The 24,794-nt window shown below is 35.5% G+C and carries 17 protein-coding genes and 1 tRNA gene; 10 read left to right on the top strand and 8 right to left on the bottom strand.

Annotated features, from left to right (window positions below; genetic code table 11):
• Positions 1–169: 169 nt before the first annotated feature.
• The 6 genes from EGI26_RS01290 to ileS form a co-directional block, all read right to left on the bottom strand.
• Positions 170–1,204 carry a glycoside hydrolase family 43 protein gene (locus EGI26_RS01290; protein WP_255075816.1) on the bottom strand — a complete coding sequence of 345 codons (1,035 nt, stop codon included), beginning with the start codon at positions 1,202–1,204 and terminating at the stop codon, positions 170–172.
• Positions 1,205–1,470: 266 nt separating this feature from the next.
• A complete protein-coding gene (locus EGI26_RS01285) occupies positions 1,471–2,886 on the bottom strand; it encodes an MFS transporter (protein WP_255075815.1) in 1,416 nt (471 codons plus the stop codon).
• Positions 2,887–2,890: 4 nt separating this feature from the next.
• Positions 2,891–3,961, bottom strand: a complete 1,071-nt coding sequence (locus tag EGI26_RS01280) for an endo-1,4-beta-xylanase (RefSeq protein ID WP_255075814.1) — start codon at positions 3,959–3,961, stop codon at positions 2,891–2,893.
• A gap of 988 nt (positions 3,962–4,949) precedes the next feature.
• Positions 4,950–9,128: a hybrid sensor histidine kinase/response regulator gene (locus EGI26_RS01275; RefSeq protein ID WP_255075812.1), complete on the bottom strand. Its 4,179-nt coding sequence runs from the start codon at positions 9,126–9,128 to the stop codon at positions 4,950–4,952.
• 747 nt (positions 9,129–9,875) lie between these two features.
• Positions 9,876–9,949 (bottom strand) — tRNA-Asp (locus tag EGI26_RS01270).
• A gap of 129 nt (positions 9,950–10,078) precedes the next feature.
• The gene (ileS, locus tag EGI26_RS01265; RefSeq protein WP_255075811.1) at positions 10,079–13,501 is read right to left on the bottom strand and encodes an isoleucine--tRNA ligase; all 3,423 of its coding nucleotides are present in this window, start codon (positions 13,499–13,501) and stop codon (positions 10,079–10,081) included.
• A 159-nt stretch (positions 13,502–13,660) separates the two neighbouring features.
• On the opposite strand from ileS, the gene EGI26_RS01260 reads away from it, so the two are divergent.
• The 8 genes from EGI26_RS01260 (at position 13,661) to EGI26_RS01225 (ending at position 21,994) form a co-directional block, all read left to right on the top strand.
• A complete protein-coding gene (locus EGI26_RS01260) occupies positions 13,661–14,266 on the top strand; it encodes a trimeric intracellular cation channel family protein (RefSeq protein ID WP_255075810.1) in 606 nt (201 codons plus the stop codon).
• Positions 14,267–14,295: 29 nt separating this feature from the next.
• On the top strand, positions 14,296–15,552 hold the full coding sequence (locus tag EGI26_RS01255) for a 3-deoxy-D-manno-octulosonic acid transferase (RefSeq protein WP_255075808.1): 1,257 nt from the start codon (positions 14,296–14,298) through the stop codon (positions 15,550–15,552).
• Between the two features lie 55 nt (positions 15,553–15,607).
• Positions 15,608–16,402 (top strand): Rossmann-like and DUF2520 domain-containing protein, encoded by a 795-nt coding sequence (locus tag EGI26_RS01250; RefSeq protein ID WP_255075807.1) that lies wholly within the window; start codon positions 15,608–15,610, stop codon positions 16,400–16,402.
• A 371-nt stretch (positions 16,403–16,773) separates the two neighbouring features.
• The gene (locus EGI26_RS01245; RefSeq protein WP_255075806.1) at positions 16,774–17,277 is read left to right on the top strand and encodes a hypothetical protein; all 504 of its coding nucleotides are present in this window, start codon (positions 16,774–16,776) and stop codon (positions 17,275–17,277) included.
• A 189-nt stretch (positions 17,278–17,466) separates the two neighbouring features.
• Positions 17,467–17,958, top strand: a complete 492-nt coding sequence (locus EGI26_RS01240; RefSeq protein ID WP_255075805.1) for a hypothetical protein — start codon at positions 17,467–17,469, stop codon at positions 17,956–17,958.
• A gap of 196 nt (positions 17,959–18,154) precedes the next feature.
• Positions 18,155–18,649 (top strand): hypothetical protein, encoded by a 495-nt coding sequence (locus EGI26_RS01235; protein WP_255075804.1) that lies wholly within the window; start codon positions 18,155–18,157, stop codon positions 18,647–18,649.
• 60 nt (positions 18,650–18,709) lie between these two features.
• Positions 18,710–19,204: a hypothetical protein gene (locus EGI26_RS01230; protein WP_255075803.1), complete on the top strand. Its 495-nt coding sequence runs from the start codon at positions 18,710–18,712 to the stop codon at positions 19,202–19,204.
• Between the two features lie 57 nt (positions 19,205–19,261).
• A complete protein-coding gene (locus tag EGI26_RS01225) occupies positions 19,262–21,994 on the top strand; it encodes a hypothetical protein (protein WP_255075801.1) in 2,733 nt (910 codons plus the stop codon).
• A gap of 2 nt (positions 21,995–21,996) precedes the next feature.
• Here the strand turns inward: EGI26_RS01225 and EGI26_RS01220 are convergent, their stop codons facing one another.
• Together EGI26_RS01220 and EGI26_RS01215 are read right to left on the bottom strand one after the other, a co-directional pair.
• The gene (locus tag EGI26_RS01220) at positions 21,997–22,503 is read right to left on the bottom strand and encodes a hypothetical protein (protein ID WP_255075799.1); all 507 of its coding nucleotides are present in this window, start codon (positions 22,501–22,503) and stop codon (positions 21,997–21,999) included.
• Positions 22,504–22,507: 4 nt separating this feature from the next.
• The gene (locus EGI26_RS01215; protein WP_255075797.1) at positions 22,508–22,987 is read right to left on the bottom strand and encodes a hypothetical protein; all 480 of its coding nucleotides are present in this window, start codon (positions 22,985–22,987) and stop codon (positions 22,508–22,510) included.
• A gap of 59 nt (positions 22,988–23,046) precedes the next feature.
• Between EGI26_RS01215 and EGI26_RS01210 the strand changes: the two genes are divergently transcribed.
• On the top strand, positions 23,047–23,850 hold the full coding sequence (locus EGI26_RS01210; RefSeq protein ID WP_255075794.1) for a molecular chaperone: 804 nt from the start codon (positions 23,047–23,049) through the stop codon (positions 23,848–23,850).
• 150 nt (positions 23,851–24,000) lie between these two features.
• Positions 24,001–24,786 carry a ParA family protein gene (locus tag EGI26_RS01205; RefSeq protein WP_255075793.1) on the top strand — a complete coding sequence of 262 codons (786 nt, stop codon included), beginning with the start codon at positions 24,001–24,003 and terminating at the stop codon, positions 24,784–24,786.
• The last annotated feature ends 8 nt before the right edge of the window (positions 24,787–24,794 follow it).

Here is a 24,794-nt window from a genome sequence, read left to right as displayed (position 1 = left end):
GAAATATTTAAGATTTTATTAAACACATAGTTCACATAGCTCTAATAAACCTATATTTTTCACTTAGTTACATAGTTTTTATCTATGTGCCTATGTGGAATTTCTCTATGTTTTCTATGTGGTTAATTATAGTATTTATTTAACTGTAGAGTTAGAATTTAATATTTTATTATTTGTAAGGCACCAAAGTATTTATCTTACCTTCAGCATCATAAGTTATCTCCGCCACTTTTACACTTCTCAAATGGGTTACGCCTTCAGAAAGACTAGAATCGTGATAAAACAAATACCATTTGCCCGAAACTTCACAAATAGAATGGTGCGAAGTCCAACCCACTACGGGTTCAAGAATTCTTCCTGCATAGGTAAACGGGCCATAAGGATTATCTCCGATGGCATAACAAATAAAATGCGTATCTCCTGTAGAATAGGAGAAATAATACTTTCCGTTGTATTTGTGCATCCAAGCCGCTTCAAAAAACCTTCGCTCATTGTCTCCGTTAAGAAGTTGATGGCCGTTTTCGTCTAAAATCAAAACGTCTTTGGCTTCGTGAGCAAACTCTAACAAATCGTCGGTCATTTTTGCAACTTTCGGACATAAAGCAGGTTCATTATCGGCGGGCAAATGTGCTACGGGACTTTCAGGAGATGCCGCATTAAATTTCCCATCTCTCCAGCGTTGCAATTGGCCACCCCAAATGCCACCAAAATACATGTAATATGAACCATCATCGTCTTTGAAAACGGCTGGGTCAATAGAAAAACTGCCTTTGATGGGCTCTGGTTGAGCTATAAAAGGTCCAACTGGAGATTTTCCAACGGCTACGCCTATTTTGAAAATTCCGTCATAGCCTTTTGCAGGAAAGAATAGGTAATATTTGCCATCTTTTTCGTTGGCATCTGGTGCCCACATTTGCTTGTCAGCCCATGGCACATCATTTACATGCAAAGCTACACCATTGTCAACGGCTTCACTATCAATAGCATCCATAGAAATTACATGGTAGTCTTCCATTGCAAAATGGCTTCCCAAATCGTCGAAAGCTTCGCCCGCATCAACATCGTGTGATGGATAAATATATATCTTTCCATCGAAAAAATGAGCAGACGGGTCTGCGGTATAAATATTTTTGACCAATGGCTGCGAAATAGCTCGCTTGTTCAAATTTTCAAAATCAATATGTTCTATACTATCTTCGGGCATTTTTGTTACTGGTGTTTTGGTTAATTGGTTACTGGTTAATTGGTTACTCGTGTATTGGTTACTGGTGTATTGGTTAATTAGATACTGGTTAATTGGTTATTTGTATACTGGTTGTTGGAATATAGGTAACAAGGCAATATGTAACTTGAAATGAGAATCGCAAGGTCGTTGGAGGGTTTATGGCTCCTAAATTATTTATTTTCACAAAAGAGCCAATATCCTTAACCAAAGTTCCCAATAACTAATAACCAGTATACCAATTACAATTACCGTCTTTCCTTCAATTCCGATTCTATCTTCAACTCCATTTTCTTATTTATTTCATAGAAAAACAACAATCCACAAGCAATCAAAAATGGAATAGCTGGGAAAATACTCACAAGCAGTTTTATTCCGTTAATGGTTTCCGCCGATTGAGCTACTTCTAAGTTTGGTTGGTAATTGAATACACCTAAAATCATGGTTAATAAAGAACTACCAATGCTCAAGCCGCCTTTTAGGCCTACCATCATGGCAGAGAAAATTATTGCGGTAGCTCTTCGATTGTTTTTCCATTCCGAGTAATCCGCCACATCGGCTATCATGGTCCAAAGTATGGGTGTGCTTATCCCGTAGAAAAACATGTGTAAAATTTGTGAACCAAACATAAGTCCGACCGACTGAGGAGGAAAGAAATAAAAGAAAATGATAAATAAAGTAGAAACAAACAAGGACGCTCCAAAGACGTTTCTTTTTCCGTATTTGTCGGCAAACCTTTTTGAAAGCATTATCCCTATCAAACCGATTAATATTCCGCCACCATTAAACACGCCAAGTCCCATCGAAATGTCGTTTTCGAAGGCGGGAAGGAAGCTTTTCATAGGCTCCAAAAATGTAGTCAATTGAACTTTATCCACATAATTTTCAAAATAATATACATAAGAACCGCCTTTCATGGCCAAAGTAACAAATACCAAAGTGGTAGTGACCAACATGATGATCCAAGGAATGTTTTTGAACAAATCCCCCAAATCTTCTTTTAGCGAAGACTTTTGCTCTGGTTTTGGGACAATTCGTTCTTTGGTGGTGAAAAAAGTTACCAAAAGCATCAATGTACCCACAATGGCCAAAATGGTCATTACTTTTTCGATTCCGACAGCTTTATCCCCATCGCCAGCTTTCAGGATAAGGTTGTACATAAAAACCTGCACAAAAAACTGTGAAAACATCACTGCCACAAATCTGTAAGCCGACATACTGTTTCGTTCAGCCATATCGCCGGTTATAACTCCACTCAATGCCGAATAGGGTAAATTATTGGCTGCATAAAGCAAAAGCAATAAACTGTAGGTGATTACAGCGTAAATTACTTTCCCGCTGTACTCAAAATCTGGTGTGCTGAAAGCCAATAATGCTGTTACACCCAAGGGAACGGCAGTCCATAAAATCCAAGGACGGAATTTGCCCCAACGTGTGCTGGTTCTATCGGCAATAGCTCCCATGACGGGATTAAAGACAAAAGCTGCAAAAAGACCCACAAAAAGTGTCACCAAGGTGGCGTCTTCGGTTTTCAATCCGTAAATATCTGTGTAAAAATAGGCCAAGTATGTTACTAAAGTTTGGAAAACTAAATTGGCTGCCAAGTCGCCTAAGCTGTAGCCAACTTTCTCTAATACCGAGAGTTTTTGAGATTCTTGTGTCATAATTTTATAGATTAGGTTTGGTATTTTTCAGGTTCATTACAGAGGTGTAAGCTTTTTTTGGCTCAAAATTCCTGTCAAAAAGCAATGGATAATTGGTGCGACCTCTTACTGGCCAGCCGTTTAACCAAGAATGGTTGTCAGCCACTCCCCAAAAAGTAATTCTATCAATTTTATCTTGGTGTTTCAAGAAAATCTTAAAAAGCTCTTCATATTTCTGAGCCAAGGTAGTTTGAACAGAATCGGGTAATTCTTTTGGATAAGGGTTCATTTTCGGGCTATTCTCAAAGTTTTGATTGACATCGGCACCTTTCAAATCCCATGGATTGGGCAAAACAGTAAGGTCCAATTCTGTAAAGGATACTCTCAATCCTAAAGCTGCATATTCTACAATAGCATCTTCAATATCTTTTAATTTCAAACTATTGATACTCCAATGCCCTTGTATGCCCACGCCATCTATTTTTGAACCAGAAGCTTTAAGCTTTTTAATCATTTCGATGGTAGCCTTGCGTTTGGCAGGCTGTTCATTGTTATAATCATTGTAATACAACTCGGCTTTTGGGTCAGCCTTTGCTGCTAAATCAAAGGCCATTTTTATAAAATCTTCGCCCAACAGATTATAAAAAATAGACTTACGGAAAGTGCCGTCATCTTCAATGGCTTCGTTTACTACATCCCAACTGTTCAACTTACCGGCATATCTGCCAGCCACAGTATTTATATGATCTGTCAAGAACAATTTCAACGAATCTGCAGATTTTATTTTATGAACAAAATTGGGCAACTGAGAATGCCAAACTAAAGTGTGTCCTGCCAAATACATCTTGTTTTTTTGACCAAACTCAACGAATTTATCAGCCAAAAAGAAGTCATATCTGTTCCATTCAGGATGGATATTTACAGACTTCATGTGGTTTTCTGGAGTAATTGCGTTGAACTCACGAATTATAAGTTCATTGGCCTTTGTGTTTTTCTCTAAAATATGCTCAGCTCCCAGTGCCGTGCCAATGAAAAAATCACTTTTGAAGGCTTCTTTGAGCGAGCTAAGTCTTTGTTGAGCGAGCAAAGATTGCATACTCAATAAGCTCAAATTAAAAATTAAAAAAAGCAAATTCTTGAAATTTTGAAATCTCATTTTTTGATATTTTAATATTGATAAATAGGTTAAGATTCTTAAACGGAACAAATAAACGTCAAATTAACACTTAATGTTTAAATAATCATATTTTTTAGTAAAATTATTATTAAATTTATTTTAAGCTAATTATATCTATTTTTTTGTGAAGTTTTGTAGTAAATTAAAAATAAGTGCATTAGCTACAGTTTGTATGTTTTTTTGTAAGAATTAATGTAGTTTGATGAAGTCTTGTTAATACAAAATGCCTTAGTTTTTTTGTCTATGCTAAATATTTTATGTGGGGCGTAAACTCTGAAAAGAACGATTAAATTCAGACTATAATTTTTTAAAAGAACTACTTATTTACTCGTTATGTGGTACCTATGGTTTTGTTAAATTCGTTTTCTATTTCGTATTTTAATTGTTTAAAATAAAGAAGTTTTAGATTGTAGATATCCATACATGGGCTTTTAATTTCATCATTTACAAAATGACAAACGACAATCAAATAAAAATGGTCTTTTTTTATCAAAAGAATTGGCTAACTTCTGATTTTATTTTGGGATATTTCAAACAGAACCTTCAAAATTTCAATCATAAAATTGATGATAGGATAAATGTCGTTTTTTTATCTTGATGTGTTTACTTGTATGGTTTTGTAATCACAACAAAGATGGTCTAATCGCTCAAAAAGCTATATAATCTTAAAAAAAGTAATTAATCCCGAAATCTCTAGGCCGATTACTTATGGCTTCTTATAAAAAAGACATAACCTTTGATGCGTCACTAAATTTTTGACCTTTTTTTACTAATGACTCCTCATATAGCTACTTAAGTAAGGCATAAATTAAAGCTAAGTTTAGAATAGCTTTATAATGAAAGAAAAAAGTGGCTGTTAAACTTTCGCTTTCTTATTTGTGAAATCGTATTTTCCTTAAATAAATACTCAAAAAATTTCTTCCTTACTTCCAGCCCAGATTTTAAGTTTTTTATACAATTCATCCATTACTATTGGTTTACTGATATAATCATCCATGCCTGCATTCAAACATTCCTCTCTATCTCCCTGCATTGCATTTGCAGTCATAGCTATTATAATTGGCTGTCTCCCTTGTAACTCTCTAATTTGTTTGGTAGCCTCTATGCCATCCAATTCTGGCATTTGAACATCCATCAATATGATATCGTAAATATTTTCCTGAAACTTCTGGACAGCAATAAGCCCATTCGAAGCTATTGTTGGTTGAAAACCTAGTAGTTTTAATATTTTCTGAATAACCATTTGATTAATCAAGTTATCTTCGGCAATTAAAATACTTGCTGGATACTCTTGAGCGAAGTTAATGTCAAAAGTGCTCTTTTCTTCTACATTCTCTTGCCCTATATTGAGAGCCAAGGGCGATTTGAATTGTCCAAGAATTTCTTTGTACAATTGATGTTGCTTAACAGGCTTGGTAAGGCTTGCCGAAATTATATTGCCATGCTCTTTGTGGGATACATTCCCAAATGAACTCAGAAGTATGATTGGAATTTTAGAATTCAGTTTTCTTATTTCTGAGGAAAGTGTTATTCCATCCATTTCTGGCATCTGTAAATCCGTCAACACCATATCAAAGTGTCTGTTTTCATTCATCAATTCCAAAGCCTCTCTGCCTGAAGTGGCCATAGTGGGTTCAAACTTCCAGATCTTTAATTGAGTTTCTAATATCTGCCTATTGGTTTTATTATCATCTACGACTAAGATTTGTTTTCCTTCAATTATGCCTGGTGAAAGCGTTAGGTATTTTGATACAGATTCTATACCTGCTTCTGTAAGTATGGAGAAAAAGAAAGTGCTTCCTACTCCCATCTCGGTTTTGATTCCAATTTCACCTCCCATCATTTCCGTCAATTTCTTACTAATTATCAAGCCTAGTCCGGTACCGCCGTACTTTCTGGTAATTGAGGAGTCAACTTGCGAAAATGCTTGAAATAATTTCTCTTGTTTATCTTTTGGTATACCAATACCCGTATCTTTCACCTCAAATAACAGCTTTAATTGTTTAGAGTCATCTGCTTCTACGGTTTTTACATTTACAAATACTTCACCTTCTTCGGTAAACTTTAGAGCATTGCTAATAAGATTTAGGAGTATTTGCCGAAGCCTTACGGGGTCACCGATTATATGGGCAGGAACTTTCTCATCTATTTGATATATAAGGTCTATTCCTTTCTCCACTGCCTTATTTGCAAAAACATCAAGTACTTCTTCTATACAGTTATGAAGGTCGAAATCATGCTCTTCTAACTCAAGTTTTTCTGATTCAATCTTGGAGAAATCAAGGATGTCATTAATCACCGTCAGTAAATTTTCAGCTGAAATACCGATAGACTCCACATAGCTTTTCTGGTCGTCGTCGAGTTTGGTTTGGGTTAAAAGGTTGTTCATTCCTATTACACCATTCATAGGTGTTCGTATTTCATGGCTCATAGTCGCCAAAAAAATACTTTTGGCTTTGTTGGCATGTTTGGCTTCTTCCATAGCCTTTTCTGCTTCAACACGGGCATTTCTTTCTTGAATCGAAGATATTTCCAGTTCTTTTGTTCTATCAATAACCAACTTTTCTAGGACCCCCTTTCTGGCTCTAATAGCTTTTGTTCGTCTTAAGTGAAAGGTAATCAAAATGCCCGAAATCGCTAGAATTGATAATATTCCAAACCACCATGTTTTCCAAAATGGAGGGGTGATTTTGATTTTAATTTTTTTTATTCTGTCCGACCAATTACCATCATTTTTTAATCCCTTTACTTCAAAAGTATAGGTTCCTGGGTCTAGATTAGTGTAGGTTGCGGTATGAGTGTCGTCTACTTCTTGCCATTCTTTCTCAAATCCATCCATTCGATATTTATACTTCTTCTTTTTGTCAGAAACATAATTTAAAGAGGCAAAGTCGAATGAAAATACAGAGTTTTTGTAAGACAAAACAATTTCATTTGTCAGTAATATATTCTCTTTCAGTGGCGAAGTATCTTTATCGTTTTTTGCAACACAGATTTTTTTATTGAATATCTGGAATCCAGTTATGTACACTGGCGGTTCAAACTGAACCGATTTGATCTGATCAGGCCAAAATGCATTAATGCCGTTGTTGCCACCAAAATATATTCTTCCTGATTTGGTTACACATGATGCGAGTTCTTTAAATTCGCCAAACTGAAGGCCATCTGCTTCTGAATAATTCCGAAATGACTTTGATAGCCTATTATAATTTGAAATACCTTTATTGGTACTTATCCACAAATCTCCTTTTTTATCTTCCAAAATCCCATGGACAATGTCTCCAACAAGACCATTTGCTTCGGTGAAATGTGTAAATTTTATATTTTTAGTGTCAAGATAATCTAAACCTTTTTTTGTCGCAATCCACAAATTGCCATCTTTGTCTTCTTTCACTGTCCCAACAGTATTATCGCAAATACTATTTTTACCTTCAATGTTTAGGAAATACTCAAATGACTTATTTTTTTTGTTCATTTTGTTTAATCCGCTTCCGTCAGTTCCTATCCAAAGAAACCCCGAATGGTCTTCATAGATAGATAGTATTTTGCTATTGTTGGTTCCTTTTAACGAATTCAGGCCATAGGGATATCTTATAAAGCTATGGTCTTTGGGATTGTAAAGATTTAGACCGCCTCCATAAGTTCCTATCCAAATATTGTTATCAGAATCTTGGAAAATTTTCCAAATATTGTTACTGCTCAAGCTAGTATTTAATGTAGAATTATGCTTGAAGTGTCTCACGACTTTCCGATTTGAATTGAAGACGGTTATACCTGCCCCCCAAGTCCCTACCCAAAACTCACCATTTTTCATTTCACAAACACTGAGTACATGGTTGCCGGTTATAGTTGAAGCGTTTCCAGGTTTGTTTAAAAATTGTTTAAAAACGCCATTTTTAGGATTGAATTGATTAAGTCCACCACCATCTGTTCCAATCCAAACTACTTCGTTTTTATCTTCATAAATAGTAAGTATTTTGTTGCTATTTAGACTATTAGTATTAGATTTTCTTCTGTAATGAACAAAATTATCAGCATCTATATTTACTTGATCAAAGCCTTCGTTAAAAGTGCCAATCCACATGTTATTTTTTTTATCTCTCAAAATAGAATAGACCGAATTATTACTTAGACTATACTCATCTAATTCGTCATGGATAAAAGTTCTAAAGGATTGTTTTTGTGGGTTGAAAATTGAAAGACCTCCATTCTCAGTACCTATCCAAATATTGCCTTGCCTATCCTCATCTATGGCATAAATAACATTGGCACTCAATCCAGCGGAGTTATGGAACTTATACTGATAGTGTTTAAGGTTGTTTGTCTTATCTTGATATACCATTAGGCCATGTCCATTGGTGCCAATCCACAGCTGACCTCGACTATCTTCAAATATTGATTTAATCCCGATATCTTTCGTTTGAAGATCAATGTATTTACTTAAATCAAAGGGAATAAAAGTCATTGTTTTGAAATCAAACCTAAATAGGCCATTGTGACCAGTACCAACCCAAATATTCCTTTTGCTATCTTGAAAAATGGTTTCTATATAATCATCTTTTGAGTTCTTAATGTTATGTGTGCTATAATGTGAAAATTTATTCTTTTTAGGGTTGTATAAATCAATTCCGTTACCATCAGAACCTATCCAAATGTTTCCCTCATGATCCTCCCAAACTGTATTTAGGAAGTTATTAGAAATAGAATTCTTATCTTTTATATTGTTTTTGAAGGTTATAAATGTATTCTTTTTTCGATCATATTTATTGAGTCCGCCTCCAAATGTAGCAATCCATAAATCCCCTGTCTTGCTTTCAAAAATGTCGTTGATTTGATTATTGCTTAGGCTATTGGTGTCTTGATTGTTGTTTTTGAAAACCTCAAAGTTATACCCGTCATATCTATTGAGTCCGTTTCTTGTACCTAGCCAGATAAAACCAAGTCGGTCTTGTAACATGCATTTCACGAAACTATGTGATAAGCCTTTTTTTACATCAAAATTTTGAAATTTAAGGTAGTCACTTTGACTATTACTTTGAAACGGAAATATCAAGAAAGTAAAAAGGAAAGAAATAAAGACTTTCATTTATTTGTATTGTTTAATTATTCCAATAAATCAATATTATTTTTTGGTGGATAATAGCAAAAATATAGGTAGCTCTTGTTGGATATTAAGTATAAAAACAGTGCCAGAAAAATTGAATAATTAATACATTTTACTAAAAATGTGCAATTTATGGTGTTTTTAACTTGTTGCTTGATTGTTTAGTTTTTAAGCGGTATCATATTGGAATTGTTGCAGATATTTTTTTTGAAAAATATCTGGAATGTCTATTATGGGATCAAATTTTTAATTTGCTATTAATTGAATTTGGTATATAAAATTGGAAAATAAGGATTTTTTTCTAGTTTCAATTAGAACAAAACGGCATAATTGAAGATTGCAGATTTGTTTTAATTACTGATTGCGGATACAGTATTTAAAAAAGAAAAATATTAGGGGAATCATTTTTAATCGCTCAGAAAAGTTTTATGAAAATCTCAAGGGTCTGTATATAGGTAAGACTTGCAAAAGTTGATTTGAAAATTTTAATATTTCAGTTAATTCAAGATTTTGAAAGCAGTAATAATGAAGCAGAAAGAGCCTAAGCCGGTGTTTCAAAATTTTTGATTTTTATGTTTTGTCAAAGATGGGTTTCTTTCTAAAGATTCATCTCTACCCAAAGTCAAGAAAAAAGGATAGAAAAAGCGATTTGTTACACCCTATTTTACACCAAAGCATAAAAAAAGCCCTACAATCTGTTGACTATAAGGCTTTTGTGTTTTCATTTTGCGGTCTGGACGGGACTCGAACCCGCGACCCCCTGCGTGACAGGCAGGTATTCTAACCAGCTGAACTACCAAACCGTTTGCGTTTCTCTTAAACGTGGTGCAAAGATAAGGGCTTAATTTTTATTGTCAATACTCTTTACGAAAAAAAATTATGTATTTTTCTAAAGTATTTTCTAAGCTATTTAAAATTAAGCCCTTAGGTTTTTACTTTTTTACAACTATTTTTACTTTTAGTTTTATTTCGTCCATTTCTACCTCCACCGCATCTGAAACAAGGTCTGTTATTTCTAATTCTAAGGCTTGCACTTCTGTAGAAATATAGGATTTGAAATTATTCACTGCTTTCGATACTTCCTCATTGGTGTTTTCTAATTGAATTGCTATTTTATCAGTTACCTCAAAACCGCTTTCTTTTCTAAGGTTTTGGATTCTGTTGACAAAATCTCTAGCAATGCCTTCTTGCTTGAGCTCTTCACTGAGGTTGATGTCCAAAGCTACCGTTATACCGCCTTCTACCGCAACCAACCAGCCTGGGATGTCTTCCGTGAGAATTTCTACATCGCTCAATGCAAGTTCGAATCCGTTGAGGTTTATGCTGCCAGTTTTTTCAAGTGATTTAAGTTCCTCAGCGTTCATGTTTTGAATGGTGTCCGCCACTGCCTTCATGTCTTTGCCAAACTTTGGTCCAAGGGCTTTGAAATTGGCCTTTACTTTTTTCTTTAATATGCCACTTTCATCATCCAAAAACTCCACACTCTTTACATTTACCTCGGAAAGAATGATTGAAGTAATATGTTCTATTTGAGCCTTAACTTTTGCAGAAGTGGCTGGAATAAGTATTTTTTGCAATGGCTGGCGAACCTTTAAGCTACTTTTCTTTCTCAAAGCATGTACCATAGAGCATATATTTTGAGCCAAAGTCATGGCTTCTTCAAGTTCTGCATCTACCCAAAATTCGTCATAAGTATGCCATTCAGTAAAATGCACCGATTGGTGTTTAAATGGTGTGTTTTTCTCAATAGATTCTTCTCTAACTTGGTCTGTAAGGTTTTTGTAAAGCCAATCGCCATAAAATGGTGCTATCGGCGACATTAACTGTGCTACTGCGGCCAAACAGTGCTGTAAGGTTTGGTAAGCTGCACGCTTGTCTTCGGTCATTTCACCCTGCCAAAAACGTCGTCTATTGAGTCTTACGTACCAGTTTGATAAGTCATCACATACAAAATCTTGTATCAATCTACCGGCTTTGGTTGGGTTGTAGGCGTCAAATTCTTCGCCCACCTCTTTAACTAGTGTAAAGACTTTTGAAATAATCCACCTGTCGAGTTCTGAAAGTTTTTCTTTTGGTACTCTGTCGAACTGTTCAACTTGGTAGTTATCCAGATTAGCATACAGTGCAAAGAAATTGTAGGTGTTGGTCAAGGTGCCAAAAAATTTCCTTTGTACTTCCTGAATACCATCGGCATTGAATTTGAGATTATCCCAAGGTTCGGCATTGGTGATCATGTACCAACGTGTTGGGTCAGCACCGTATTTTTTTAGGGTATCAAATGGGTCAACTGCATTGCCCAACCTTTTCGACATTTTATTACCGTTTTTGTCCAAAACCAAGCCTGTAGAAACTACGTTTTTGAATGCAACTGAGTCAAACAGCAAGCCTGCAATAGCATGAAGTGTAAAAAACCAACCACGTGTTTGGTCAACTCCTTCGGAGATAAAGTCTGCAGGGTATGACTGACCAAATGTGTCGTTTTGCTCAAACGGGTAATGCCATTGAGCATAAGGCATAGCTCCAGAGTCAAACCAAACATCAATGAGGTCAGCTTCACGAACCATTACTTTGCCAGAGGTGGAGACCAAATATATTTCGTCAACATACGGGCGGTGGAGGTCGAATTTATCAGTATCTAGGTTTGCCAAAAACGCCTTATTCTTCTCCAACTGCTCCGCAGATAATTTCCCTGAGGAAATGGCCATTTCCACACTATCCAAAAGTTCTTTAACTGAGCCTATGCATACTTCTTCGTCATCTTCACTTCTCCAAATCGGCAGTGGAGTTCCCCAATATCTTGATCTAGAAAGATTCCAGTCTACTAAGTTTTCCAGCCAATTGCCAAATCTTCCAGTTCCGGTGCTTTCTGGTTGCCAATTGATGGTTTTGTTGAGTTCTACTAACTTTTCCTTTGCGGCTGTTGTTCTTATAAACCACGAATCAAGCGGATAGTAAAGTACCGGTTTGTCGGTTCTCCAACAATGTGGATAAGGGTGATCGAACTTTTGAACGTTGAAAGCCTTGTTTTCGGTTTTTAATTTTATTGCTATTCTTTCGTCTACCGAAAGATATTTATCTCTATTCTGTTTTACTTTTTCTGCTTCTAATTCTAGCTCGGTGTAGTATGCTTCTTTTACATATTCCAGAGCAAAGTCAGTTACTTCCGCCACAAACCTTCCCTTTCTGTCCACCAGAGGCATTTCTTTTCCACTTTCATCCAATACCATGATAGCAGGAATTCCATGTTGCTGAGCCACCCTAAAGTCATCTGCACCGAAAGTTGGTGCCGTATGAACAACACCTGTGCCGTCTTCAGTGGTTACAAAATCACCAATGATAACTCTAAACGCAGAACTCTTGGGCTGCACATAAGGCATCAACTGCTCATATTCTACGCCATCAATTTCAGAGCCTTTGAATGTGGTCAATATTTGCCACGGAAAAGTCTTTTTGTCTGAATCCTCAAATCCTTCAAAATCACCGTCTTTCCCTTTTTCTGAAAAATATTTACCTATCAAGTCTTTTGCCAAAACTACATTTACTGGCAGAAATGTGTAAGGATTAAAAGTCTTAACCAATGCGTATTCAATATTTTTGCCAATAGTCAGAGCCGAGTTAGAGGGCAAAGTCCAAGGTGTGGTCGTCCAAGCTAAAATATAAACTTCACCATTGTTGGCTGCTTCAAAAAGGAACTCGGATTTTGAGTTTTTAATAACTTTAAACTGTGCTGTAAGAGAGGTGTCTTTGACATCTCGGTAACAGCCAGGTTGGTTCAGTTCATGCGAACTTAAGCCAGTGCCAGCAGCTGGCGAATACGGCTGAATGGTATAGCCTTTGTACAATAAACCTTTGTCGTAGAGTTTCTTAAGCAAATGCCAAACTGACTCAATATAATCATTTTTATAAGTGATGTAAGGGTCTTCCATGTCCACCCAGTAGCCCATTTTGTCGGTCATATCTTGCCAAATGTCAGTAAAACGCATGACTGCTTCGCGGCATTTTTGGTTGTATTCGGCTACTGAGATTTTCTTGCCAATATCGTCTTTGGTGATGCCGAGTTCTTTCTCAACTTGCAATTCTACGGGTAAACCATGGGTATCCCAGCCGCCTTTACGCTTTACTTGGAAGCCTCTAAGGGTTTTATATCTACAAAAAATATCCTTGATGGTACGGGCCATCACGTGGTGAATACCCGGCGTGCCGTTGGCAGATGGTGGCCCCTCGTAAAAATTAAACGCCGGATGCCCTTCTCTAACTTCAATAGATTTTTCGAAAATCTCGTTTTCTTTCCAAAAACCTAATATTTCGTCCGCTATTTCAGCATAATTAACCGCCTTGTACTCTGGATATCTCATCACCTAAAAATTGTACTTTACTGTTTAAAAAATTGGGTGCAAAGATACGAAAATTACTTTTAAGGAGAGAATGCATCTTGTTCAAAAAAGGATATTTATGGCATTCTTCCTTATCTATTCAAAATACTGTTCTAATTTTACGAAATAATTACTGAAATTTTGGAAATATTCTCTTTCATAACCATAGGCGGAACCATCGCTTTTGCGGCTTCTGGAGCTTTGGCAGGTATTCGGAAAAATCTGGATATTTTCGGTGTGGCGGTGATAGCCTTTGTGACTTCATTGGGAGGAGGCACGCTTAGAGATATACTTTTGGGGCAATTTCCTGTAAAATGGCTTCTGGATACCAAAATCGTGGTTTTGATTGTCAGTGTTTCGGTTTTAACTGTCATTTTTAAAAACAGAATCAACAAACTCGATAAAACTTTGGTTTTTTTTGATACCCTCGGTTTAGGTTTTTTTACGATTAAGGGCATTGAGGTTGGGGTAGGAGCTGGGCTCAGTTGGCCTTCTTGCATAATTTTAGGAACCATAACTGCCTGTTTCGGCGGTGTGATTCGAGATATTATTTTGAACGAAATACCGACGCTTTTTAGAAAAGAAATTTATGCAACGGCCTGCATATTAGGTGGTTTTCTTTATTTTTTATTAGAAAATTCCAATTTTTTGAAAAGCTACAAAGAGATTTTGGTGTTCTCTGCCATAGTCTTGATAAGATTCTTGGCTATCCGAATGAATATTTCTTTGCCGAATATCAAAAGTTAATTTTTGACAAAACTTAAACAACATACTTCTTGAAAGTTTTTGATACACTGGTAGGTTTTGGATATAATTTGTTTATCTTTTTAGTAGATAAGCTTAGCTATTTTGTACAGTTTTTTGGTCCAAAGGCAAAATTGTTTGTGGAGGGACAAAGAGAAATTCCAAGTGTTTTAGCAGATATAAAAACTTGGAGAGAGCAAAATCCAGACAAGGAAATTATTTGGTTTCATTGTGCTTCTTTGGGAGAGTTTGAGCAGGGTAGGCCTGTTTTGGAGGCATTTAAAAGTCAAAATCCAGAGTTCGGTATTCTACTAACTTTCTTTTCTCCTTCTGGCTACGAAATACGCAAAAACTATCCTTTGGCGGACTTTATTTGTTATTTGCCCATCGATACCAAGTCAAAGGCAAAACATTTTGTACAAATGGTGAATCCTAAAATCGCTGTTTTTGTAAAGTATGAATTCTGGCCCAATATCATAAAAGCACTTCATTCAAACGGTACAAAACTCATCGGTATTTCGGTGATTTTAAGAGAAAGCCAATCTTTCTTCAAGACATGGGGCGGTTATTTTAGAGAAATTCTGTTTTCGTTCGAACATCTTTTTGTGCAAAATAAAACAACAGCAGATTTGTTAGCATCCATTGACTATCAGGACTATACGGTAGCTGGAGATACGAGGTTTGATAGGGTTTTAGACAATTTGGCCAAGATTCAGCCGATAGAAGGTATAGCTGATTTTGTAAAAGACATTCAAGTTTTTGTGGTTGGAAGTGCATGGCCAGAAGACATGCAAGTGCTGATTCCATTTGCATTAAGTCATCCGCAATTAAAATTTATTATTGCCCCGCATGAGCTGCATGAAACACAAATAAACACTTGGGCCAAAGAACTCAATGCTATCAAATACTCAGACTTTAAAGACAAAATACTTCCTGAGGCTCAGGTTTTAATTATAGATAGCATAGGGCTTCTGTCGTCCTTGTATCAGTATGCATACTTTGCTTTTGTGGGTGGAAGTTTTGGAAAAGGACTTCATAATATTCTAGAAGCTGCCGTTTTTGGGGTGCCGATATTTTTTGGGGATAAGCGTTATCATAAATTTGAAGAGGCCAAAGGTTTGATAGACTGTAAAGTGGCTTTTCCTGTAAAAGATATGGAAGCTTTCAAAGAAATTTTTGAGGGCTTAGATTCGGAAAGACTTAAAAGTATAAAATCTGCATCCGAAGATTTTGTAAAATCTCAATCAGGAGCTACCGAAACCATTATAAAATTCTTAGCAAAAATCTGAAAGGTTGGGTATTTCTGATTTTGTGTGTATTTTGGGGGTTTAAACTATGACCCTAATGAACATTTCTATCATCGGTACTGGCAATATGGCTTGGCACTTGGCCAGAGTTTTTGAGAAACAAGAAATAAAAGTAAACGAAATATACGGTCGTGAAATAAGCAAAGCCATTCTTCTGGCTGATGATTTATACGACACACAGGCCACAGACGAACTAGATTTTTCTGAAAGCGAATCTGACGTTTTTTTTATTTGTGTTAGCGATGACTCCATAGAAGAAATTTGTTCGAAAATAATACTGCCCGAAAATGCCATTTTGGTGCATACCTCTGGCTCTAGACCGATGGAGGTAATAGTTAAGACACTTGAAATCTATCATGATTTGAAAGTAAATGCTGGTGTTTTTTACCCAATAATGACATTTACAAAAGGAAAAAATATAAATTTCGAAGATATTCCCATTTGTATTGAGGCGGAAAATGATGAAACGCAGGCGAAATTAGTTGAACTTGGTAAGATGATTTCTAAAGAAATTTACTTACTAAATTCTTCAGAAAGGGCTGTACTGCATATTGGAGCTGTGTTTTCATGTAATTTTGCAAATCATCTTTGGGCTTTGTCGAAAGAAATATTGGAAGCTGAAGAGCTAGACTTTAATTTACTGAAGCCGCTCATAGCTGAGACTTTTAAGAAAGCTATGGATGCAAGACACCCTGCCGATGTTCAAACTGGTCCAGCCATAAGAAGAGATGAAAATATCCTCAAGAATCAGATTGCATATTTAGCAGATGATGAAGACCTAGCCAGAGTTTATAATGTTATTTCGAGCAGTATAAAAGATTGGCACGCCTGATTTTTTCAATTCAATTTTTCAAAAAAAAATTTCTGAGAATTTTAAATCACACAATTTTTAAAAGGTAGTGATTTTTTGTTAATGTTTTTATTGTGAGTGTTTTATGTTTATTTTTACTCTGTTTTTTACTTCAAAAGTCCGCCTGATGCCGCTTAATAATTTTTCTTCTGCACGTTAAGTTCTTTTTTTCTATTCATAATGGCATAAATTTTGGTTGTTCAATTTGTGGATTGTAGAACTATTCTAAGAAAATCTACCGTCTGCTAATTAAATTATTTTAAAACTAGGATTTAGTGAATCAATCGGTTCCGAAAATTTGTCAGGAAAAAACCATTGTGGATCTAACCAAAAAAACTAAACAATTATTATTTATGAAAAAGTCAATTTTGACATCAATCGCTCTTGTTTTGTTGGCATTTGCAGCTAACGCTCAAGCACCAACTCCCACTGCGTCTCACAATGTGAAAATTGTAGCTGCTAATGTTATGGACATTGCCTTTGAAACTCCAGGTGACTACACATTTACATTTGACACACCAACAAAGTATGATGATGGTATCGATTCAGGCCCAATCGGAAATTTGAAGGTTCGTTCTACAAAAGCTTGGAAAGTTCAGGTTTCCACTACACAAGCAAATTTTACAGCTGACCTCGCCGCAAATAATGCAGAAGTGGCTAATAATAAGCTTACTGTTACTACTGATGGTACTACCTATGTTCCATTGGCGACTACAGCTGCCACGATCAAAACAGGTTCTAAAGGTGGTTTGGGGGTTTCTGGAAATGTTTTTCAGTTCGGATATAAAATGAATCCGGGTTACATTGCTCCTGACAACTATACCATTCCGGTAACTTTCACTATTTCAGCTCAATAATACTGGAAAAATAATTATACTATATTGTTTAAGAGGGCATGATAATGCCCTCTTAAACGTGTTTTAATAATTTGTAATTCATTATTTTTTTTATTTCATTATTTTTTTTATGTTTGTAAGAATTAAAAGTTTATAAATAGCTAGTAAATACTAGCTTTTGTAGGTTTTTAAACGCTAAACAGGAAAAAAATGAAAAAAATAGTGTTTGTGACTGCATTTTTTATGCAGTTTTCTGTTGTTGTATATAGTCAAAGTTCTGTGTCTCACAACGTCAAAATTGTTGCTCACCCCATTTTAGAGCTAAAATTTGATGAGACAATTAACAATACTGACTTTAGTTTCAATTCCCTTTCAGATTATGACAATGGAAAAACCAATTTCCAAGCTGCTGGATTAAAAGTTCGTTCAAATAAAAATTGGGTGTTGAATGTAAAATCAAATTCTCCGAACTTTACACCTTCGTCAACTGGCGACACCGATATTAAATCAAGTGCATTGTTGGTTAGAAAGACTGGCACAACAATGAATTATCCATTGGAAACTTTTGAGCAGGCGATTGCCTCTGGCAGAAATGGTGGTTTTGATACCAACACCATTTTGATAGACTATATTGCAAATCCTGGATATGTAAAGCCCGATTCCTATTCTATCGAAATAACCTACACGCTTTCTACACCTTGATTACTTATTTGTGATTTTATCTTTTATGTTCAATTAAAGTATTGTTTTTTAATTACTTGCAAAGTTTTTGATACCATTAAATATTTTTTGGCATAGTTATTGAAATCTACTTATTAAGACCAGCTTCATGGCTAGGTTAGTTCAGATTTCCTATAACAAAAAGTCTTTTAATTAGACTTTTTTAAATGCTTTTTTAATGAAAAAACTAGTTACAACGGTAGCCGTGTGTCTATCCATTCTATTCAATGTATCAGCTCAAGGTACCACCAAAACACATACTGTTACTTACACTATCAACAACATCTTAGAGTTGGATTTTGATAATACCACTCAGAATCTGGCCTTCACTTTTGCAGCTGCCAATGATTTTGAAACTGGCAAAACCAATTCTTCTGCAGCTGGGCTAAGGGTAAGATCAAATAAGGCATGGACCGTGAGCGTAAAAGCCAATACAGCAAACTTTGCAGCTACTGCTGGTGGCGACGCCAATGTGTCGGCCAACAAGCTTTCTATCCGAAAAAATGGAACCACTACATTTATTCCTTTGACTATTGCCGATCAGTCACTGGCCACTGGAGCCAAAGGTGGATTTGGTACAAATACGTTTTTGATTGACTATTTTGCTAATCCTGGATATATTTCTCCGGCCTCTTATACTTTAGGTGTAACTTTTACGGTGACAGCTCCATAAGAATCAGAATTCCTAATAAAATCAATAATTGACCGTGATCAAACATTAATTTCCTATATAATGAAAAAGATACTATTTGTGCTAGTGCTCGTGGTGGCTAATGGCCAAAATATTATGGCTCAACTTACTACCAAAACCCACACAGTAACTTTATCAATAAATAATATTCTCGAACTTGATTTTGACAATACAACTCAAGTGCTTGGATTTACATTTGCAAATGCCGCAGATTTTGAAAGTGGGAAAACCAATCTTTCGGCGGCTGGACTCAGAGTGAGGTCAAATAAGCCTTGGACGGTAAGTGTAAAAGCCAATACAGCAAATTTTGCTACCACTAGCGGAGGCGATGGAAATGTGCTTTCAAGCACGCTTTCGGTGAGGAAAAACGGAGGAACTTCATCCATAGCACTTTCCACTACAGACCAAGCACTTGCTACTGGCGATAGAGGAGGGTTTGGTGCCAATACATTTCAGATAGATTATATTGCAAATCCCGGCTATGTTACGCCTGCTACCTATACCTTGGGAATAACCTTTACTGTAACTGCTCCTTAATATCTTAAATAACTGTTTACGCTTTTCTAGAACAAATAAGAAATTTTACCCCAAAAAATGCTAACCGTTCGAAAAATATCGACTGTTGCTTTGCTTTGCCTTCTGCTCTCTGGACTATTGAAAAATGTAGCGTTTGGGCAGAAGAATATGGGTATGGAGAAATTTTCGTTGCAGGTATTGAATGATACTGTTCTTATCAAAGCCAACCAGTTTGCTTTTAATTCAATAACCATAAATAACACTTCTACTCAAAATCTCAAGCTCGGAGTGAGGTTTTCATTGCCGTCAGGCTGGAACTTCGTTACCATTCCAAATCCAAGTGTAGAAGTAAAGAGGGGTGAATTTTTAAGTATTCCTTTTCGAATTGCCGCTTCAAAATCTGCCTTAGGTGACTTGAGCTACCCCATTACTGTTTTCATAAAAAATCCAATTTCAGGCAAAGAAGTTTCCGAGAGTTTTTATGTGAAAATAAAACAGAATACAAACTGGACAGCCAATCTCGTCAATTCCAATCTGTTTATTGAAGAAAAAGATAGCCTTTCAAAATTTCAATTGAGAATAAAAAACAATGGAAACAAACGAGAGCTTTTCGAGATAAGTGTTAAAACGGATTTAAAATTAAGTTTAGCCTCAGAAGGAACTCAGGCTATGATTTGGCCAGGCAAAGACACTACAATCAATGTTTATGTAGCATCTAGAGCGAAGACCTCGAATTCTAACACAGTGACGTTTTTTGTAAAGGCCAAAAACGAATCAAATATGCTAACAGGAAATGTATATTTTACTTCTGCAATTATTCAAGGAAACAAAAGCAAGTTTGGTACATTACCTGTTGATTTTGAGTTTTTTGCCATCAATGCCTTTGGGCAGAGTTCAGGATATTCTTTTTTTGATATCAACGGAAATTATAACATAAACAAGCAAAAGTCAATAAGTTTCAGAGCTAGGACTAATTCATTCAATGCCGATTATTCTATAAATAGCCATTATTATTCATTGAATTATAAAACCAAAAAACTTGATTTGAGTTTGGGAAGCCAAAATATGTTTTTTAATTATCAGATAAATGGATATGGAGCAAAAATGACCTTCAAAACAGCCACCAGAAAGGAATATGAGATTTATGGTGTCAAAAGCCAAATAAATAACGCAAATATTATTGGATTCAGACAGGATAATAGGAAAAAGGAACAAAGGACGCTTTCAAGTGATGCACTTTTTATTCAAGATTTTGACAAGAAAGAGTTGACTTTATTTGGTATGCATAATTACGAAAAAAGACATTCTTCGAGTAGATTATTTACATTATCTGGTGGATATAGCACCGAAAAAAAGATGGAAGCGGATAGCTTTAAACTGGGTTATATGGGCGGATATAGATTCGAGACAAAAATTAAATTTGCCCATATTCAGTCTATATTTCAATATTACAGCAGTAAATTTTCAGGTATTTTGAAAGGTGTGCAATATGGAAGTCACGAAATAAAAATGGGATCTAAAGCAGCCTCTTTCGCTTTGTTTTCCGAGTCGAATTCTAGAAATCCTTTCAGTGAAGAAAACTTAGAAGGCGGATTTCAGGTAAATTTTAAAACTGCCGAACATGGAGTGAGGTTTGAGGCCTCAAAACTTTCCATAAGATCAACACTTACGATTGCGTTTTTAGAGCAATACCAGAAAAACAACTTTTTGAGTAAAATGGATGGTTATAAATCCTCTTTAGATTTTACGATAAATAAAGGAAAGTTTGTGCAGTCTACCACAGTAGGATATATGAAAAGTAAGATAAAAGAAATTGATAATAACAAATTAAGAGACTCCTACAGTGGGTTTTATCAACTTAAATATAAAGCATTTGGAATAAATGCAAATTATACACTAGGACCAAATTTTTACTATGACTATATTAGTTTTGTGTCGGCAAATTTAGAACCCACCACCCACAATGTTTCTGTTTTTTGGGAATTAAAAAACAAGAGTCATACTTTTTTTGATAGAATAAATATCACCAATAACAGTAACTCTGTGTTTTCAAAGCCTACAACTGTGTTGCGTAATGAGATTTATTTTGAGTTTCCAAAGGCTAGTGCAAGCGTGAATATTTTTGCGAATGTCAATGTTTTAGAACCGAAGTTGGCACCTTCACTCAATGTTTCATTGAAAAAGACCATTAATGTTCCATTGATTTTTAAACAGAAATATTATTCTGCTAGTGTGTTTCTTTTTAAGGATGCAAACAATAATGACCTGTTTGATAAAGGGGAGGAACCCATTCACGATGCTACCTTGAACGTCAATGGCCAGCCTCTTAAAACCAACAAAAAAGGTATGATTTATCTCAAAAACATGGAAAGAGACGACTATGTGCTTGATTATCGCAAGATTCAAAATCTCAAGGGTTGGGTGGTAAAAGAAGGTAGCGTAGATACTTTGGTTTTAGATAGGAATATTTCAATAGGTGTACCATTTAAGCAAACTAGAATGGTGGCAGGCAAGGTGAAGTTTGAAATAGAAAATTCTAACAGAGAGGTAAGAGAAAGTTTGAGTGGTATTATGGTGGTTGCAGTTAATAGAAAGGGAGAAATGTTCAGGTCTACCACCAATGAAAGGGGTGAGTTTTATATAAATCTAAGTGAAGACATTTACAATATTCAGATACCGACCAATATTTTTGGGGAAGGATTTAGAGTTGATAGGTCAATTCTAACGGTAGATTTGACAAAGGAAAAATATTCTGAGATTGAATTTAAAGTTATTCAGAAAAAGAGAGCTATAAATATCAAGAAAGAATAAAGTTACTGAACACTGAGTGTGAAAATCAATACAATAGCGTAAGAGCCCCCGTTAAAAGTATAGCCAGGTGTAGCTTTTATGTCCATTTTAAATTGATTACTCGTTGAAGTTTGGTCGCCCTTATAACCTAAGCAAATCATGTTGGGGCTATGATTAAGTGGAATAAAGGAATTTGAAGTGCTTTTTTTGATGCTCAATATTTCAGGTGGCATTTGAGCACTAGACTGCGGGCCGATAGCCAGAAAATTAGAAGTCAATGTAGAAACATTCATTATCCAGTTGATATTTGATACCACATTGACATTGAACTTGTTATTGAGGCTTACGCCATCCAAAAGCTGTTGATTGTTGTTGAATTTGAAATCCAGTGGGCCATTGGATGTTACATCAAATGACATATAAGAAACTATGTTGACATTGGCATTGGCAGTTCTGGAGATAGAAACTTGAGCCAAAATTAAATTTGGAAACAGAAGGAAAAAAAATATTATTGTTTTGTTGTTTGACATTTAACTAATATTCAGTTACCGTAAAAATAAAACTATAATTGTAATTGTTTGGGTCATAATTAAAGCCAATAGGGTTTAAAATCAGGTCGTAATAAATGGTATCTGTTTTTCGGGCTCTTCCCGTTACATTTCCAACTATCACGTCAGACAATCCCAAAATGGAAGAAGTGTAATAAGAACTGCTTATGGTAAAATTCGCACTGTTGACTTTGACTGAAAATAAATTGAGAGGTATATTTCCAAAGTTTTCGTTGCTATTGGAGACAATTTTACAAAAAACATTGTATTTTCCTCTGTTTGAATTTCTTATATTTAGAGTAAAAGCTTTTGGAATAGTTCTGGGTGATGTGAAATTATTTAAATTGGAATAGTCAAAAGATAAAGCTGATGACTGCAAATCGTACGAAAAAGACTGTGCTTGGGTTTTATCTAATGAAAGAAAAACGAACAAAATGAATACTAAAGTTTTTTTTTGTAGGTTCAATTTCGATTTTTAGAGATAGTTTTGTAAAAATAAAGTAAAAATTAAATTAAATATTATAAATGAGACGTCTTTTTTTCTTGATCTTTATTTCTGTTTCTTTTTTTGATTTAAGTGCTCAGCAAATAAACATCAATCCATCCATTGTTGAGTTTCATCTTCAAAATATAGGCTCTTCAGAAACTCAGGTGATTACCATTACCAACAATTCCTCCAAAACACAGTCTTTTGAGGTAAGCCTTGGAGATTGGAATAGAAAAGTGGATGGAGCTCATGATTATTTCAAACCCAATACGAAGCCATATTCATGTGCTTCTTGGTTAACTTTTGATAAGAATTTCATAGAAATTCCAGCCGGCAAGTCTGGTGAAATAACTTTGACCATGCAGGCTCCAAACAATGGACAAGAATTAGAGTCTATGAAATGGGCCATGTTATTTATTCAAGGTGCAAACCTCAAAAAACCTATAACAAATGGACCAAATGAAGCAAAGGCCAGCATTCAAGAAATAATCAGAATGGGTATTCATGTTTATCAGACTCCACCTAGTCTTATGGAGCCTTCTGCAAAGGCTATTAGCCTTTTGCCGGTGAAAGAAAACAAAAGAATGTATAATTTTGAAATAGAGAATAATGGTAAAATCATGATTACGGGTAGAAGTCACCTAGAAATTACTAACCTGACCAACTCTCAAGAAACTACGACGGAGGCCAAAGAATTTCCAGTTTTTCCTGGAGGCAAGAGAGTTATACCATTAGAAATTCCGGCTACTATCAAACCAGGAAAGTATTCTATACTTGCTGTGCTAGATTATGGCGAAAACGCCTCGCTTGAAGCTATAGAAAAGACTATCGAAATTAAATAATTTAAAGGCCACTGAGAAGTGGTTTTTTTTATGAAGAGTCTTTGATATTTTTGGAATATTGACAAAAAACGTTCGTTTTAAAATTTAAACTGCACTTTATCGCTTAGGTGTATAATTTACGCATTAATTTGTGGTACAATAAAAATATAGATGCTTCCTAAAGTAATTGCTATTTCAAACCAAAAGGGTGGGGTAGGTAAAACGACCTCTGCTGTAAATATATCAGCAGGTCTGGCCGCACGTGGCTACAAGGTGCTGCTGATAGATACTGACCATCAAGCCAGCTGTACAGTAGCTTTTGGGTTAAAGTCTGAATATGACAATAAAAGTATTTATGCAGCTTTAGTGGGCTTGAGTCCCATTCAAGATTGTATAATTCGTACGGGTTACCCAAACTTAGACCTTATTCCTTCAACTCCACATTTGGTTGGAGCCGAGATAGAGCTGGTTAATTTTACTGAAAGAGAATATATACTTACAGAAAAGCTAGAACCCATAAAGCCCCTATATGATTTTATTTTTATAGACTGCCCTCCCTCTTTGGGTATAGTGCCTATCAACAGCCTCATGGCATCAGATTCTGTAATTATCCCACTTCAATGTGAATATTTTGGTATTGAGGGTTTGGAGCTAATACTCGGCACATTGCGTATTATTCAAAAAAGGTTAAAACCAGAGCTTTATGTAGAAGGTATTTTACTGACCATGCATGATGAAGACAATGAACTTTCTAATCAAATATTGGGACTGATGAGAGAGAATTTTAAGGACCAAGTTTTTGATACCTATATTCCTAGAGATATGGCCTTTATAGACTCTACTGCCAAACAAGTGCCAGTAATTCTTTCTAAAAAGAAATCCATCGGGGCCAATGCTTATGATAGGATGATTCTTGAGTTTTTAGAGAAGTATAATCTTAGGAAAAATAAAAGATAATCTGGATT

The organism is Lacihabitans sp. CCS-44, assembly GCF_024343735.1.
In the GTDB taxonomy this organism is placed as follows: domain Bacteria; phylum Bacteroidota; class Bacteroidia; order Cytophagales; family Spirosomataceae; genus Leadbetterella.
This window is presented reverse-complemented; position numbering and strand designations above follow the sequence as displayed.

What these genes read in the sequence shown, in the direction of transcription:
- EGI26_RS01240 (WP_255075805.1), top strand. Translation starts at nt 17,467, where the DNA reads ATGAAAAAAATAGTGTTTGTGACTGCATTTTTTATGCAGTTTTCTGTT.
- ileS (WP_255075811.1), bottom strand. Translation starts at nt 13,501, where the DNA reads ATGAGATATCCAGAGTACAAGGCGGTTAATTATGCTGAAATAGCGGAC.
- EGI26_RS01230 (WP_255075803.1), top strand. Translation starts at nt 18,710, where the DNA reads ATGAAAAAGATACTATTTGTGCTAGTGCTCGTGGTGGCTAATGGCCAA.
- EGI26_RS01280 (WP_255075814.1), bottom strand. Translation starts at nt 3,961, where the DNA reads ATGCAATCTTTGCTCGCTCAACAAAGACTTAGCTCGCTCAAAGAAGCC.
- EGI26_RS01250 (WP_255075807.1), top strand. Translation starts at nt 15,608, where the DNA reads ATGAACATTTCTATCATCGGTACTGGCAATATGGCTTGGCACTTGGCC.
- EGI26_RS01225 (WP_255075801.1), top strand. Translation starts at nt 19,262, where the DNA reads ATGCTAACCGTTCGAAAAATATCGACTGTTGCTTTGCTTTGCCTTCTG.
- EGI26_RS01235 (WP_255075804.1), top strand. Translation starts at nt 18,155, where the DNA reads ATGAAAAAACTAGTTACAACGGTAGCCGTGTGTCTATCCATTCTATTC.
- EGI26_RS01205 (WP_255075793.1), top strand. Translation starts at nt 24,001, where the DNA reads ATGCTTCCTAAAGTAATTGCTATTTCAAACCAAAAGGGTGGGGTAGGT.
- EGI26_RS01220 (WP_255075799.1), bottom strand. Translation starts at nt 22,503, where the DNA reads ATGTCAAACAACAAAACAATAATATTTTTTTTCCTTCTGTTTCCAAAT.
- EGI26_RS01245 (WP_255075806.1), top strand. Translation starts at nt 16,774, where the DNA reads ATGAAAAAGTCAATTTTGACATCAATCGCTCTTGTTTTGTTGGCATTT.
- EGI26_RS01290 (WP_255075816.1), bottom strand. Translation starts at nt 1,204, where the DNA reads ATGCCCGAAGATAGTATAGAACATATTGATTTTGAAAATTTGAACAAG.
- EGI26_RS01210 (WP_255075794.1), top strand. Translation starts at nt 23,047, where the DNA reads ATGAGACGTCTTTTTTTCTTGATCTTTATTTCTGTTTCTTTTTTTGAT.
- EGI26_RS01285 (WP_255075815.1), bottom strand. Translation starts at nt 2,886, where the DNA reads ATGACACAAGAATCTCAAAAACTCTCGGTATTAGAGAAAGTTGGCTAC.
- EGI26_RS01275 (WP_255075812.1), bottom strand. Translation starts at nt 9,128, where the DNA reads ATGAAAGTCTTTATTTCTTTCCTTTTTACTTTCTTGATATTTCCGTTT.